This window comes from Chlamydiota bacterium, from assembly GCA_016178055.1.
Taxonomy (GTDB): Bacteria; Auribacterota; JACPWU01; order JACPWU01; family JACPWU01; genus JACOUC01.
Map to the genome: position 1 here is coordinate 1112 of JACOUC010000003.1, position 17404 is coordinate 18515.

Annotated in this window: 1 protein-coding gene (only partly in view); it reads right to left on the reverse strand. The window is 43.6% G+C overall.

Features of this window, described 5'->3' with window-relative positions; all coding sequences use genetic code 11:
* A protein-coding gene (locus HYS07_00355) for a TolC family protein (GenBank protein ID MBI1869625.1) crosses the window boundary here: on the reverse strand, positions 1-17404 show its 3' portion. The gene runs 16553 nt beyond the window's last position; 17404 of the gene's 33957 nt are visible here — the last part of the coding sequence; its start codon lies off the right edge, out of view — the gene reads right to left on this strand; its stop codon occupies positions 1-3.

The following is a 17404-nucleotide window of genomic DNA, read 5'->3' on the forward strand; positions in this document are numbered from 1 at the left end:
CTACAGTTGTTGTTCACGAAGTGGGTTAGAATCAGTTACCCCTTCCAGACGATCAGAAGCCTTTGGAGGTGGACCTTTTCGGGAGGTCTCTACCACAGTCGGATCAATGGGTCGTATCTCTTCTACCGTGATCTCACCTTTAGCCTTGTCAAAACGCAGGATTACACTCGCCGTTATTCCCTTTTCCGTGTCACCCTCTAAAGGAGGTAGAATAACTTCTCGAGTGCCATCCGCCAGCCAAGCTGGAGATTGAACAATGGCCTGCAGGATAGCCGCAAAGCGACGGGGGTCAATATAGCCATGGGTGGAAAGATTGATGACTAAAGATGAAGCCCCTCGTGTTTGGGCTGCCTTAAAGATATCGGCAAAAGCTGATTTTGCTGTACGGCCAAATTCAAAATTTTGACCCGAAACCGTTATTTTCCCATCCGGTTGAACTTCAATCCTCTTTGAAGAAAGGGCTTGTGAAAGACCAAAAGGAAGTTGAGCAGAGGTTTTTGAAGGATTGGCAATGGTCATAAATTCTGCTAAAGAGAGTTTGTTCAAATCCTCTGGATTCAGCTTCTGATAGTTTTTGTCACGATAATTCTTACCGTTAAAAATTCTCGTCAAAGCCCTTAATGAGACGGGACTTCCCTCCCTAAAAGTCCCCATCCATAAGAGAAGGATAAAGACATCTTTTTCCATTTTTTTGAGAGCTCTTTTATTTGATTTCTTTCCACTTTCCTGGGCCGCCTCACGAATACGGGCAACAATTCCTTCGGCAGATTCCCTTATATTTCCCAGCAGAACTTTATTTGGATCCTTAATAGAGGTAAAAGCAGCTGTAATAAGAGATATCAACCCATCATCTTCAGGCCCTAATTGACTAACAGCTTCGATCATACTGTCAATCATGCCGTCAGAATCATCCATGAAACCCGGTACATCCCGTCCAATCTTCTCCAAATCCATTTTTAACTGAGAATCAAGATTATTGCGTCTCGAAGTTAGTCTTTGAACAGGAGCAAAAATAACTAAAGGAGCGACTTTATCTAATCGACTTTCAAAATCAATCCGTGTTTTTTCCTTTTCGGCACGAGTAAAATAGCTTGCGCCTTGAACAAAAGCATTTACAGCTATTAATTTTGTAATTTCGTCATCATGATAATGTGTTGAGAGAAAGCGACAATATGGATGAGCACCAAAGTCTCTTTCTAAAGCTTCTAAAGATTCTCTAGCTATTGTTTTATTTTGACCTGTAAGGTCGGGAAGCACCCCAACTCCTTGAGTAGCTAGATGAAGGGTATGGAAAAAATCTAAATCTTGTAGAATAGGTCCCATCTCGCCCTGATCATGATTTTGCGAGTCATGGTGAAGCACCAACGCAATCATTGGAATACTTTTATCCAATACATCCCGATCCATATGAACAACTCTTCCCCCATGCTCATACACAAAAAGCTCAGCAAAATCATCCTGACCTTCAAGAATTTTTATTTCGAGATTAATCAGTGCAGTACGAATTCCATAGCTTGCTAAAAATTGAAAAGCCTCGTTAATTTTTCGAGCATATCCTTGATGTAAGCTTTCATAACCTTTTTCAGAAGAAATGGAGCGATAGGATCCTCTATCTATTCTTCCCTCTCCCAGAACCTTCGGTTCCTGACTTCTAGCTACTTCTCTGGTTGCAGGAAAAGACCCTTGGCGCTGCGTAACCAATGCTGCAGTTTCAAAACGAAGACATGTATTGTTTTCCCGTAAACGAACGGGAATGCCATATACTCTTACGTTTCTACCCGCCTCCAAATGAGTCCTAACTTCACTCTGATCCACAGTATCAAGTTTATTTTTTAGCTCATCAAAAGAAACATTTTTAAACAACCGTTCGATTTGCCCGGAAGCCCGATCTGACGTCATTGTCACACGACTCATCAGCTGCTCTGAAAGTCCCTGTACACGATAGAGATAATAGAAAAATTTCATCGCTGTCTCGGCGTCCCGCATATTTCTAATCAAATAATGGACATAATTAAATTGCATTGTGGCCATGAAACTTTCGAAATTACTATTCTCACCTGAATTTCTGACTTTCTTGAAGAAACTTTCAATTGTTTGCTGAACTTGCGTCGCCTCTGAAATCGGCCAGGTTGGATAACCTAGCATTCTTGCCGTTCTCAATAAATGAAGCTCTGAGTTTTTATCCAATGATTCAAGAGCTTCTTTTCTTGAATCATGAATCATAGCCGATAACTGTCGCACCTCAAGCATGCCCGGCCCTACATTCGCAACATCACATAAATTGAGCACCATCAAATCCGTGAGGACATTCTCTACACGATCTTGACTTACCCCTGCAAGAAGCGCACCTGGACTGCGCTCCCCTAAATAAAGATCCCCAAAATAGGTATGATTGGCAACGCCAAACACAACCGCATCCGGCCTACCATTGTTAAACCCAAGATTTTTTAGAAGATCACGGGAAAGTTCCTCTCCCTGAACCCAATGACCATCTATAAATTGAAGAGGGACCTTTCCATAATCATGCAAAATCACCTGAAGCCACAGATTCTCGCGATTCTGTCGAGAGGCATCTGTATCAGCTAAATAAGTCTCACGATATCGATCACGAACTTGATCAAGAAGAAGCCGCTGGGCCTCTCCAAATGGCGGGGTTCCATTTTTTCTTCTTCTGTTGAAATAGTTGAAAATATCTTCGTCGTATTGATTATCATCCGATAAAGCCCATCTTTCTAATAGGACAAGGGCCTCCATCACTCCCTGGTTATGCGTAAGTCCATCCAGCTGCCGTCCATCTTCTAGCCTCCAGGCCGAACCGCCGGTCCAGTTACTCAAGGCTGATAGACCACTAATACCGTTGATGAAAGTTGCTAAATCATCGATGGAAGTTGTCCCCTCATGAATACCAACCAGAAGTTTTTTGAACTCTGTCTTGTCAACAATGTTAATACTTTCATGAATCTTTTTCAGAACCACTTTAATATCTTCAGTGAACTGTAATCTTTCTTCATAAGTCGTAGCTTGTTTGAGCTGACGCTGATATTGAGCAATTGCCTTATTCCATGTTTCTCTTCTAATTCTGAGAGCATTCTGCATTTGTGTGGTAGTGCTTGCAACTTTTGAGGACACTGGTGATTCTGAAGGTGTCGGTAAAACATCACTCTGACCAGAACCTCCCTCAAACGTAAGAAGATCTTCTTCAAATTCTTCTAATGTTTGAGGTTCTTGACCAACCCCTGTAACCCCTCCATCTTCCCTTAGTATAAGGGGAGGGTTTTCCGCTCCTAGATCAGGTGAAGAGTTTTCTTCCCCTACATTATCAGTCCCCCCTCTTAAGTTAAGAGGGGCTGGGGGAGTTAATTGAACATAACTATCTATAGGATGAGAAAGACCGTCAGAAGTCGTGGCCAAGCCTCCCGAGTCTGTAGGACCAGAAGGCGCCGGTGGAAGAACTGGCCCACTTGAAGCTGGCCCCGAAGAACCCTGGCCACCTAAAGGTGCTTTACTCCTCGCCCGAGCGGCTTCAAATTCCTCTTTAGAAATAAGATATCCTTCAATCCTTGATGGAGGATCACCCATATGTAACCTCGGATAGATTTGACCATAAGTTAAATCTCCATTCATCAAAAAACAAACATATAAAGTTTTATCCGCGGCAAAAAACTCGAATAGATCGCCCTGATCAATCTCTACTGATGAATTTTGACTGAGTACAATCCTCAAGAAAGAACCTATCCGATCTTCATGAGCGCTCAATCTAAACCCCTCAATGGCATCTGGTGAAATTCGTTGAATAGCCTCTTCAATGTTGTCATAGGTCATGGGATGAACAAGGCCACCTTCCACCTTTTTTGAAGGAGGCGTCGAAGGAGCTGGTAGACGAACTGGCCCACGTGACGATGGGGCTGGTCCTGTCCCTTGAGTTGGTTTTAAATTCCAAAACATTCGGATAATGGCTTCGGGGCCGTCGAAAGTAATAGGGATGCCATTGGTATTGTGCTGTCGAGAATCTGTAAGTGTAACTCGATAAGGATAAGTTATATTGTTTATATTATAAAATGGCCCTGATCCACCATAGAAACCTTGACGATGAATGAGCATCGGTAAAAAATTTGCAAAATCTATCTCTTCATCTGTATTGATTTTTTTTACTTTGTAAGACATCTTTCCCAAAAGAGTAGAATGACCAAAAGACTGTAATCTCTTATCAATATCGCCATTTGCAGAAATCTCAAATTGCATGCCGTTAAATGTAAATTGAGCTGTTCCAGAAGTTTTTCCATCTCTAAACAAAGCCTCCATCGCCTCAAATAAAGGTCTTGCTAAATCTTCGTCCCCAAATCTATACCTTCTCACAAACTCCGCATCCTGGGCCAATAAATGGTCCAGAGCCGTCGTCTGAGCCAAAAGACCCTGCGACTTCATCTGATGCTCCATCATCTTCAATCGTTGCCTGGCCAGCTCAGTCCCTTCCACTCCAGATATGGCCACCCAATTCCAAGCAGCCTCCTTTACACGGTTCCAGGTTAAAACATCTGTAAATTTTGGATCAGCCGCCAATTTTCCCATCTCTCCACTTCGGCCATCTTCGCCGTAAATTTTAATGAGAAGCTTGACCTTTTTCGCTCTCAAAACCTCACGGTAATTTTCAAGTCTCCGCCTCTCTTCAGGAGGAATCACAGACTGTTCTAATGTTTTTTGAATAACTTCGATGGTGCCATCCACCTCCGTTAATTCTTTAATGATTTTGCGATATTTTACCCAAAGGAGCCACGCCGTCTGATTTCTTTTCCAAAATTGATTCGCTTCTTTCCATGTTGTCCTAAAAGACTTCCATATCCCATATCTTTTTAAATTCTGACGATAGACCTCTCTAAACGAAAATTCCTTTTGAGTCTGGAGGAAAAAGCGTAAACGCTCCTCGAAATTGAGTTTATCATAAGCATCGCCATCCTCTTTCCTAAGAGGTGTACCAGCATGTGTTAAGAGAGCCCGATCCAGTGGACTCCAAAAGTCAAGATCGTTAAGCAGGCCTTTAAAAGCTGATTGATTATTTTCGCTAAATTTTCCTTTTCTCACCTCGATCTCACGTATTTCAGGAGATTTTTCATGTTTCTCCCAAAACTTCGCTTCATCCTGGAATAAAATTGTCTCTGAAAATTGATAAAGCTCTGCTTCAAGCGATCCATTCGCCATATTCATTTGATGATCAAATTCCTTTCGCCGTAAATCCAAGGCGTAGAGATAGAGCCTCATGCGATCCCGCATCGAAAGTCCTTTTTTCATCGAGATAAAAAGAACTGCCTCTCGAAGTCTTGCATCATTGTCCGCGTGAAGATTATTTTGGTTCTCCTCAACCCAGTCGTTGAGGGCCATTTTTGCGAATCGAAATTGATTTTCGTCAAAATCTGGCGCTCGGCCCGTGACGGCCTCTTGCCTAGAGACATAAGGGCCAAAGATAAAAGAGAGCACCATGATGGGCCAACCTAAGAGAAGACTGGAACGGTCCACCAGATTGAGTCCAACGAATGCGGCAATGCCCACACCAATCGCGGGCGGCACCCGCTCCACGCGGTAAGGATCCCAAATGGTTGGATAGCGCTTCTCAAGATAAAAAACCACGTCTTTGGAGGGGACCCAGACACCGGGAACACCGGACTTCATATCCCGTGTCACAACGGCCGCATTATAAGGCCTTGAATAAACAAAGGTAAGGTATTGGGCCGTTGAGCGCCAGACCTCTTCAATCATGGTCCAGAAGGCATTAAGATTATAACGACCGACTTCCGTAAAATAAGCAAAGAAGGCGATGGGGACGGCATAGTGCATGGCACTCCAAATCATTTTACCCAATTCAATGGTTAACATGTCCGCCCGGGATTCTCTCATGAACTCAACTGCGACATCTCCCAAAGCAACCCCATGAAAAAGGGAAAACCAGGAGGCCAACGCAATCAAACCTAAAATGAAGGCGGAGGAAAGGAGGGCCATCATGCGTGGTTTATTTTCAGAGGTGAATATCCTCTGGTGAATCACCCAGAGCCCAAAAATCACCATGACGACAGCGGCCCTCAAATCCCCGAAGGCCTGGAGGGTATATTTTCCCAGCGGACCTAAAGCCAATCGAACAGGAGATCCAATTCCCGGTACCATATAGAGATAAGGCATCGCAAAATAGGCCGCGAGAGGAAGAGCAATCGTTAAAATAAGTTTGACAATTCCTCTGCGTGTCAAAAAAACCTTTCTTAACGCATGCAAAAACTCCTCACGATTGTTCAAAATGCCCCTTACCACTAAACTTCCCACAGCGAGAAGACATATCGCCGGAGCCAATGGAAAATTCCAAGAAATCAAAATGACAAGTGCTTCGATACCGATCACGATTTTGCCGGTCGTCATCAGTTTGTCGGATAATTTTCCAACTCGCCAGGCCCTTGCAATTTTTTTCGCGGGCTTTTTCAGGAGCTGATAAATAAAAACAGCGCTTCCAATCAGTTGAAAATAAGAGGCATGAAAACCTAAAAGTTTGTCTAAAATCTCAAATCCGCCTTTGAAAATTTCCGCATCGCCCAACGCGATCCCCAACACCACAGGAATAACCGTGGCCAAATAATTCCAGTTCATCACCAAGAAATTCCAGGCAATTTTTTTTAACTCAGGGCCTGTCGGACGATGCATCATGATGAAATAAGCTATTCCTACAATAGCAATGCCCATCGCCAGACCAGCAAGGGGAATCCAAAGGGTGGCCAAACTAGCCCCATTCATCCAAAACGTCGTTAAGGCATAATGAAAAGGAATGGCGATAAATTTTGCAGGCCAGGCGTATTCAATCCATTTGGGAATGGGCCCGGTACGAGTGTAAGTGGCAGGTTTGCTGCCAATAGCGTTAAAAAGCCATTTTGAACGAAGACCCTCAGGCTCACCATTCTCACCATAAGTGATCATACGAGCGAGTGGCCTTAACCAGGGATGGATTTCCTTCATCGGTTTGGGAACCTTTTCGTTATAACCTACATAATTCCTCTCCGCCACAATTCGGACTCCCTTCGGTGTCGGGGCCAGTCCAAAAAAGACGGCGACAAAGATCATATTTCCAAGCCAGGGGAGCTGCGTTTCACGAAGGCCGGGGATTTGGGTAAAAATAAATCCTAAGATCAAAAAGATGGCAAAAGAAGGTTCTGAAAGAACACCCCTTAAATTATCCTCGACCCCTTTTCTTGTTTCTTCTCCTCCTTCCTGAGGGGTTTTAAATCTTGTTTGAGCTTTTGGCCAGGCATCCGGAACCCCCAGGAACCAGTCAAGCATGGTCCAGAATCCGGAAAAGGCCGTATTCATATAATCCTGAATCTTTAAATCTCCACGGAACCAGCGCTTAAACTTAATCAACATCTCTTCCTTACGGGCATTGGCCTCTTCTACCATGTACACATCTTCAAGCAACATGGCCCGGCCTAACATGGCCTCCCAAACGTCGTGGGAAAGGGCATCGGTCGCGATGGCCTCTTTATCACGAATGTCTGAAAGATAGCGACTCAGGCTAAAAATTCCCTTCCCATAAAAGGGCGAGGCGCCATACACCCTTTGTACATTTCTCATGGTGTAAAACATCATGTCTTGACCATAGGAATTAAGTTGAGCAAATTTGCTCTGACCCGCATTGGGGAAAATAATGACGGGCTGTCCAATGGCGTATTCATTACCTTCCATGAGCTCGGCCGCCATCTGGGCAATACCGATTTTGAGCATGCGCCGGTACCAGGCATTGTCCACGTCACCATGGGGTGCAAATTGAACGCGGTAGGCCGGTTCCATAGGATCGCCGGCAAGGCTTTTTACAAAGGCGCCCTCAGTAGGCCGATAAAGGAATCGGGAATATTTGGACAAGATTTCTTTATCTTCACTCGGTCCGGGTCGAGGATCGAGAACCTCATACTCACCCACCTTCGCTACACGGCGAACATCTCTAAAGAGGCTGCCATCCGGCTTTCGTTCGATCACAACGTCTACCAAATCGTCATCCTGAAGATTTAATTGTGTCAATTTTGACTTTAACGAAGGATCATTGAGGAGGCCCTCTTTCACCTGTTTTGGCAGCTGTTCTAAAATCTCTCCCCAAGTCATCACTTCAAAACCCTGAACAATAAAGCCTCCAGGAACTTTAAGACTTTTACGACCATTGCCACAGGCATTCTCCAAAGGATCCACTTCTCCTCTAACCCTATAGCCCCTCGAAAAGGCAAGCAATTCTTCATAGTCATTTTTGGCTGCCACCTTAACGGCCCGATGAACCCACTGGCTATTTTCGTAAAAGAGCATGATTTTAACCAGGTCTGTTTTGTCAGGATCATCGACGTCTTCACGACCCTCGATGTGAAGGCCCTGAGGAAGCTCGCTTCGGATAAAATAGGCATCTCCCTCATCCACCAAAAAGCCATCTTCCACCTCTTTAAAATCACTGACATCATCCAAGGGAAACATTCCTTCAGGAAGCCTGTCTTTTTTAATCATAAAATTTTTCTCTAAACCCGTCTTGGCAAAACTAAAGGCATGACGATTTCCGTCAAATCCCTGCAGGAAGAATTTTTGCTTCTCTTCTTCCGTCATCAACCCCTGTTCCACAGACACGTCTAGGTCATTGGGCTTGAGCATCCCCCAAAACGTCATCATCGGATCCACACGCCGCAAATCCTTTCCAAAGAATTCGCCGCGGACAATTTCGCCATCTCTAGATTTTGCAAGAGACATGGATAGTTTTTTGAGATGTTCCAAGGCCTTCTTATCCCTATTTTCAAACACGTCTATTATTAGATCCTGATCAGGGACATCTCTTTTTTCTATATCATCTAATTTTGCGATCACTTCCCTAAGATCATTTGTACATTTTTCAATATCTTTCTTCGTCGATTTATTATCGTTAACTAATTTTTTCAATTCATCAAATTTATCCCTGAATTTATTTAAATTGTCTATTCTATTTTTTGTTTTTGTTGATTGCACAAACATCCCTGTCGTCTCCGTGGCCTCAAAAGGCGTATCCGTGCCCAGAAAAGACCAGGCGCTACCACCTCTTAAAAGGCCGCGGACGTTTTCTTCAATCACCACATGTCCCTTTTGCTGTAATTTTTCGGCCGCGGCCCTCACCAGCTCGGGGGTAGCCACCGCGATTCCTTCATAAATCAAAGATCCATCGATATTATAGACATCAAAAACATTGATTTTTGTTTTTAAAACGTTAAAAATCTCCTTTTGAAATTGAAGAAAATCCGTGCCTAAGTCTAACTTAGAAAAATCTTTTACGTTTCTCAATTTTTCCAAAATTGTTCCGTCTTCGCTGATGTATTTTTGATGAATGAGTTCCTCCCAAAGACTCTGAATATGCAATCTTAAATTTTTGAAATCGTCTTTCTGAACCGTTCTTTCTTCCATATCATACCAACCTGTTTCATTGGGAGAACCGAAGCCGGTATTGATCCAAAGTTTCCACTCGCCCGCGGGATTTTTTCGAATGGTGTAAAATTTTTTCTGGGCAGGCGCCTCGTCATGTTTGACCACTTCTCCCTTATCCACATACATCAGGTCCCCTTCTCCCAAAATATAATTATCTGAGGTCTCCTTGATGTCGTTATAGGCCCCGCTTCGAATTTCATAACGACTGTCCGAGCCACGACCCAGGCGATAATAAGGGCTAGTGAACTGGACATTCGTTTCATTCGTCCCATCCTGACCCAAAAGATCATTTTCAAGACCCATGGTCATTTGCCCGGGGTAATAAATAACCTGCCCATCCTTATCGAGGGCAAAGCCCTGCTTATTCACTTCCAAAACTTCTATGCTCCCATCCGACTTGACATAATTGAGTCTTTTAATGATTTTATGGGTCATACCATTTAAGGTAACAGGCTGGCCATAGGCATCTTTAATCAGATTTCCATCCAATTGAAGAATCAAATCCTCACCCCAATACTCTTTCAAGTCCATCAAATCAGGAATCCCCCGAGAACCGTATTCCATACGTTCGGGCTGTCGAGGATCTGATTTTTCACGGTAGGCGAGTCTCTCCCTGAACTTTTCCCATCCCCAGTTTCCATCCTCATCCTTTTTCCAAATATAAAAAGCGCCGCGATCCCGTTTTAAATAAATTTTGCGTTTTTCAATCACCGTTCTTTTCCCGACCTTCACCTTCACCTCGTACTCCTTTTCAAAGGTTTCAAAGGCTTCGTAGAAAACATCACTTGAAATGGTTTCAGCCTCTTCTTTTTTGAGAACTTTCCATTCCCCACTCGTTTCAACAGGGACGTTTAACTCAAAATCTGAAAGAAGAACAGCACCTGTATTAGAATCAATCTTAACAAGACCAAAGTCTCCTTCAACCAGCGCCTTTTTAATCCCGGCGGTATAAGTGTCATTGGGCAGTCCATCAAAACCTCGAACCGCCGTGAGTGATTCAATGTCCACCCCATATTGAATCCCCAAATCAACGAGTCTCTGATGACTGGCATAGGCAAGACGGTTAATGGCTTCTTTTAAAGCAACACTCCTTCGGCTGGGACGTGTTCGGGTTCTCCCAAATTCGTCCCAGAGTCCTTCCGCATCAATCCCTGCAAGCACTTCCGAGCGTTCGATCACTTCATGATTCAAAACGATTTCAAGATCATGCTGATTATCCAGAAGCGCAACATCCAGAAAGATCTGATCACGTCCCAAAGAGTAATGGGCCTTTTGATTCTTGATAAAAAGAATATCCATCCCCTTTAATCTTTCCTGAACCTCTGGCTGAAGCGCTTGAATGGCTTTTCTTAAAACAGCCAATTTTTCTTCTTTCAATTTTACTTTCTGATCTTCCTTTTTAATTGCTCCTTCCATTTTCTTTCCAGGAGTATAGCGCATTCTTTCTTTGAGTGTTCGACGCTCGTAAAAACCAAATTTGCCTTCTCCATTGATCGCGACCACCGTTTTGGGTTTGAGAAGAACCTTTTCCAGAGAAGTCCCATCGATTTTAAAATATTGACCGTTCCCATCTTTAAATTGGAAACCTGCCACTTCTCCATTTTGATTTTCGACAGGTTCCGTCTGAAAATCTCCGTTTCTTCTTAAAAGCTGCATTTGGGGAAACCCGTTGGCATCGGGAAAGCGGCGATAAAGATCCCCATTTAAAACCACCAGCTCCTGCTTGATGCCTCGACGATCCGTATATTCCACCACCTGATTGGGATCAACCCCAAAGCGGTCCATCTGGGCCTTTTTGCGTTCATCCTGACTGGCTGTGGTATAACGAAATGGACTAAAAACCCCGCGGTATAAACTTTCAAAAGCATCTTGAAGAACGCCGGGTTTCTTCAAGTGCTTATCGCTCATATAGCGGTTCATCAAACCAAAGGGGCTTTCTCCAAATTTTCTTTGAAGTCCCCGAATTCCTTCAAGATGCTTGGCTATAACCTTCTGATGTTTGCTGGCCGCCTGAACAACATACATCATTTTAAAATGATCTCGTGGGTCAGGGGCATAGAGAACGTCTCTGGCGCCCGGTTTGCGGTTCCTTAACTCATCGGTCATGCCCCTGATGCGTTTCTGAATTCCCTGGTCAAAATACGTGATGGGAAAAACCTCCCAGGGATTACGTTCTTCATCCGGGTCCACCATCTGGACCTCCCAACCTACCTCCATCTGATCAATTTTAGAACGGGTGATCTCATCAAAATCTTCTCTCGTGATCCCTCGAGTATATTCTCCATCTTCTGTCAGTTTCATTCTGAATGTCCCATCGGGAACCTTTTTCACCCAGATTGCACGACGTTTGACCCGAACTTCGCCATTTTCAGCCACCTTTAGCAAAATGAAATTGGCGTTGGTTTCGTACTGCTCGCGGAAGGTATCAACCGACTCCTCAATGTAATCAATGGTATCGTTAACGATATAAAGAGGAATGAAATGAGCCGCATGGGCCCAACCGGGAATCCTGCCAGTCCCCTTAATTTGTTCTTCCATCGGCCACTTGGTTCTCTGGGAAAAGATATAGACAATCGAGCTCACCACCAACATGGCGGTGGTCACCGTAAGATAAATAAAAACAACCGTGATCAACATGGATAAAATGGGTACGGACGCCCCGTAAGAAACCGTAGAAAATGCGTAAACCCAGGTCAAAGAAAGGTTGATGGCATGAATTCCGATGTTATAAAAATCAACTTTTAAATCGTTGATAGCCTCCGCATATTTTTGATGTCGTCCTTTATATTCATCGACTGTTACATTCCTGTCCTTCACCCTTTTTCGGGCATATAAAAAGGCCGAGATATGTTCAGGAAGACCGACCAAGCGCTTGAGGAAATAAACCGCAAACGCAACAAAAAAGCCAATCAGAAGAATGGCGTTGGCCCCCGGTAAAGCGCCCGGAACCATGATGGAGAGTAACGCAATATAAAGTCCGGGAAGACCAAAGGCAAATAAAGTTCTCAAGCTCTTCAGGGTTGAAAAACCCCAGAGGGCTACAATCACCGTAAGCGTTGTCGAATCCGCTCCTGCATAAATTAAATAAAGGGTTACGATTCTTAAAACGGGGCCAAGGATTTGGCCAAGCCAGCCAACGCCTAAAAACTTTCCCAAATCCTCCCGTGCCCAGGCCCACTTTTTCTGGAACCAATTCGTCAGGCCAATCCCTACGACAAAGGAAATGGGAACACCCAGGGCAAGAAAACTGGAGAATCCGCTGATGGCAATGACCCGAAAAGCACCCCTTAATCCCGATAATAGAGTCTCGTCAATTCCTAAGAGAAAAGGAATCATGAGTCCCAACCCTAAAAATAGAAAAGTGCGCAAAGCACCCAAACTCATTCTTAACATGGCAGGGCTGCTCTGACTGAGCGTACCTTCTTTTTGCTGGTCTCTAAGTGCACGTCTTGCATTTAAATTAGCAGCGATAATTGAAATCAGAATGCCGGCAACAAAAATCAATTTATAGGACCAGAGAAGGCTCAGATCTTCATATAGGAGATATGAAAAGATGGAAGCCAGTAAAAGGACAAAGGAGGCGAAAAAAGTGAGTCCGAAAAACCGATGAACCACCTTTTGAAGCCGTATTCCAAAGGGTTTTTTAGAGGCTTTTTTCTTCCACTTAGCAAAAACCTTGAAGAAGTGGCCTGCTTTTCCACTCTTAAGATATTCGGCTGATTTTGAGCTTCCAATCCATCGTGCCCATTGCCTCAAGAGAGATGTCTTTGGAGTCCACACCCCACGACGTGAGATTCGCCCTATCCTTTTTTCAAAATCTGTACAAGAAAGAATCAGAATATTTTGGGTCTCTTTCACCCATTCAGAATTTTGATCACTTTCAGAAAAATGCATTAAAAAGGGAGCTTCCGCCTGATCTGGATGCTCTTGCCGATACGCATCTACAGCGTCTAAAAGCGCTTCATAAAGGGTCTCCCTGAGACGGTTCCTTTCGCCCCTCGCCCGATAATCCACCAAGGTATCCAGGATTCTCTCTTGGACAAAAGTTAAAAAGGTACGTTCAGCATTTCCACGCGTTTCTGTTAAATTATCAGGTCCTTCAATTTGGGAAGAGGTCATTGTAAAAGTAGCTGTATTGAAAGCATCTGAAGATGTGATCGAAAAAATATCGGCAAGCCCCGCTCTAATTCCTGAATCATTCAAAAATCCCTTATCTTGGTATTCATTTCTTAACTGGATAACAGGATCAACGGGACGGCTTTGAAGCAAATTGACGCGAATCACAGGCAAATTCTTTCTTAACAACGTAAAAAAACCCCAGCGACCGCGACTGGGTGACTCGTTGGTCTGCCTAAGTGAAGCGTCATTGCGAGGAGCGTAGCGACGAAGCAATCCCAGCAAATACCAGATTGCTTCGCCCTTCGGGCTCGCAATAACATTGCGTAATAAATTAATGCGTATGCCAAGACGGTGGTCTTCAGTGGAAGACCCTGACGGCGGAAGTGCGTTTCCTTCGACCTTCGTCCTTCGACCTTCGTCCTCTCCTCCCTCTAATCTTTTCCTCGCGAGACTTCTAAAAAACGCAACCAGTATGCCGAAAAATCCAACAAGAATCCCAAGAAATTTTAGAACTTCTTTCACCCGATTAGGAGATTCTTGTAACACTTCGTGATAAAGACGGGATCTTTTTTCAAAATCAGAAGAGAAAACTAAAAGACCTTTTTTAATATCTTCAGATTTCTCTTCCACAGAATAAAGATTATAATATTTAGAAAATTGAGGATACTTCCCTCCAAATTCAGAAATCGTTTTCAATACACTTTCGTAAAGAACTGATCCAAAATCTCCTTCAGCTCCGCTTTCTCGATATTGGGTAAGGGTTTTATAAAGATTTTCATGAGCCAATTCTAAAAACATCATTTCCGGCCACTCTGAGCCTTCGGGAAGAGGTCTATATTTTAAGGGAACTCCTAAAAGCTCTGAAAGCTTAAGTCTAACTTCTGGATTCTTTCTAAAATTCTCATACTGTTCCCTCACCCACGCACGAGCCCTTTCCAAATGAGCGGCGTAATCCAATGTCTGATTATGGACGATGACTCGGCCAAGACGCATTTCGTCATAAAGGCTCAGGCGATAAAGGAAATCCAATAAATCATCTATATTATCTTCCGGATGGGTCATTCCATACTGCTGCAAGAATTCTCGAATCCGACCATAATCCCACCCTGTAGCACCCACCGCCTGAGTTTTGAATAATTCATACATTTGCTCCTGACGAACCTTTTCTTCATCGGCTCGATCAACCGAGTTAGTCACCTTAAGTTTAAGAGTAGCCAGTTCATTTTTCTGTGCATATTTTGACCATTTCCCAAGTCCAATTCGATGAAACATATTTGTATTGCCCTTGTCAGAAATAGCAAGAAGTTCCTTGAGACGCTCTTTAGCCTGAAGCTGGCGATAATGGCGATTTTCAGGATCTGGAACAAATTCAAGTGGGTTTCTGGAAATTGAAAATCCTGAATACCATAAAATGAGCATCAAATCCATTTCCTCACCTGAATCCTCCTTGAAAAACGCCCTCATCTGAAGATGGGTTCTCTTTTCCAATTCTTTTGTGACTTTTCCTGCTGCAAAAATAGTTCCTGTATTAATGGCGATCGCCTTGTCGAGCCATAAGCGAATCTCATAGGGCTGAACGTTATATTCAATCGCATTTTCAACCGCGACAGATAACAACTCTTCATACTGCTGATCCGTCAGTCCCAATTTGGGAATTCCAGCAGAAAATTGTTTTGCTTTTTCTTCAAATATCTCCCTAATCGCTTCCATTTTTTCTTTTTTCTCTCTTTCTCCCTCAAGTTTTTTAGGCGGTCTTCCAATCACGCCCAAACCTAATCTTGCGCTCGCCTGCCAAAGAACCTCTTCAAAGGAGGGAAGCGGTTCTTTAACGCCCTCTCTTTCAAAAAGAGCCTCTATTCCATCATAGGTTTGAATCGCAAAATTGATCCACTGATCCAAATCATGAAAAGAAAGCCCCCTTGCAATGGCCGCGTCACCCACAATATCAATTCTAATCTCGTCCCATTTCTCATGAAGCGTCAACCGAGGCTCAATCCACTTGCGATAGGCGTGGATCATCCATTCCCGCTGAGCAAGTTTTCGAATCACGTCATCGACACGCTTTCCAGCCTTCATGATTTCATCACCTGTGAAGTAGCCTGGGCGACCGAGCTCTGTCATCACCGCTTTATGAATTTTTTCCATCTGTTCATCAGTCGGTGTAAAGCCAAGCAACTCCACAATCCCTTTTACGCTGTCTTCTTTGCTTCCATGAATCAAAATATTGCGAAGCTGGTCTTGAGAGTATTTACCTTTTAAAAAATCTACTCTGGGATGATAGTAGTAGTGGCGAATTCCTGTCTCTTCAGGTTTCCAGCGAACGAAGGGCGTTGGGAAACTCACCGCTTTATAAGCTTCTAAAACATAAGCCAACTGGGTCAAGTCATCATTCAATTCTTTTGCTTTTCCCAAGGACATCGGATCTTTTCCAAGATGATCGCTAACGGCTTGAGCTTGTTCTGGAGTAAGAATGGGAATTTTATTTCCGTCACTATCCTTTACTCTCTCATCCAGTAGAAAAATAAGGGCGGTCACTCGATAATTGTTTTCAAGAAAAATGCGAACATCTTCATCTCGATACCCTTCTAAAAAAACCTTATCAAAGAGACCACTCAAAGATCCGGTCGAAAAATGATAACCCCGATACATATCCGCCCCATCCAAAAGAAGTACCGCTTGATCTGACTGGCCTTGAGTATAAAGTTCTATTGCATGTCTAAGCGTACGATCCTGATCCGTAAAAGGTTCAATCAAAAGATGCGCTGTTGCTCTATCTCCCTCCTGGACCCTTCGCAAGGCCTCACGAATTACGTTGTCCTCTTTACAAAAATCTCTTAATTGTTGAAAGGCCTCTCCCGGATGATCCTTAAACAAATCAAAAATCTCATTTATTTTTTTGATATCCTCTGGAGTAAATGGCTTCAAAGCCCTTTGTTCTAGACTCGCCTCCCAAAGATTGGCCCGTTTAACTCTTAAAAGAGCCTCCTGACTTGCAATTTTTTGTTTTTCCCTGATATCGAGACGCCGAATTTCCTCCAGGACCTTGCGAGCTGTCTCCCAATCTTTCTGAGTGGGATTGTTAATCCTCTCCATAATAATTTCTCTTAAAGAGTCTCGCAATCCATCAGAAAGCTCACAAATGATTTCACGTAAGGGGCGTGTCAGATCTAATTTTGCCAAGTCAGGTCCTAGAAGTTGAATAAGTCCATCTTCCAAATCAAACTCTACACCTTGCATTTCATTAATCCGAAATACAGCCCGATCACGCGGAACACCGCTATCGACTAAGGTGTTATAAAATTGAACTAATTCTCTTACCTCTTCATAGGAAGGTGCCCCTTGACGTGTAACTTTGAGAACGGTCCTGAAACTTCGGAAATTATTTCCTTCTCTTTGATAAAGATTTCCTGAGGATGCCCAATAATTAATCCACTCCGGCTTCTGTTGCCATACCTCTCTAATCTTTCGAAGCATACGATCCTTCATGCGTTCATTGGAAAGCCCTACTTCTTTTCTAAAATAATTAACCAGAAAAGAAAGCTCATAAAACTGATCGACCGTATAGCCCAATTCTTCAACCAGAAAAATCTGAAGGGCCTGTGCAACCCTGAACCAATTTTCAACATCGTGCTCATCCTGTGAGTTGACTTCAATGGATTTAACAAGCTCGCTTTGAGCGTTGGCCGTAAGCGGCACCCATATCGCATCGTTCAAAGCAGAGATTTTAAAAGCTGTTTTCTTGGTCTCCCGCCAGGCCTGCAAACATTTTTCAACAGGATCAGATTCTACTTTCCCTAACCCCTTCGCACGATCTATCAAACCCTCTGTCAAACCC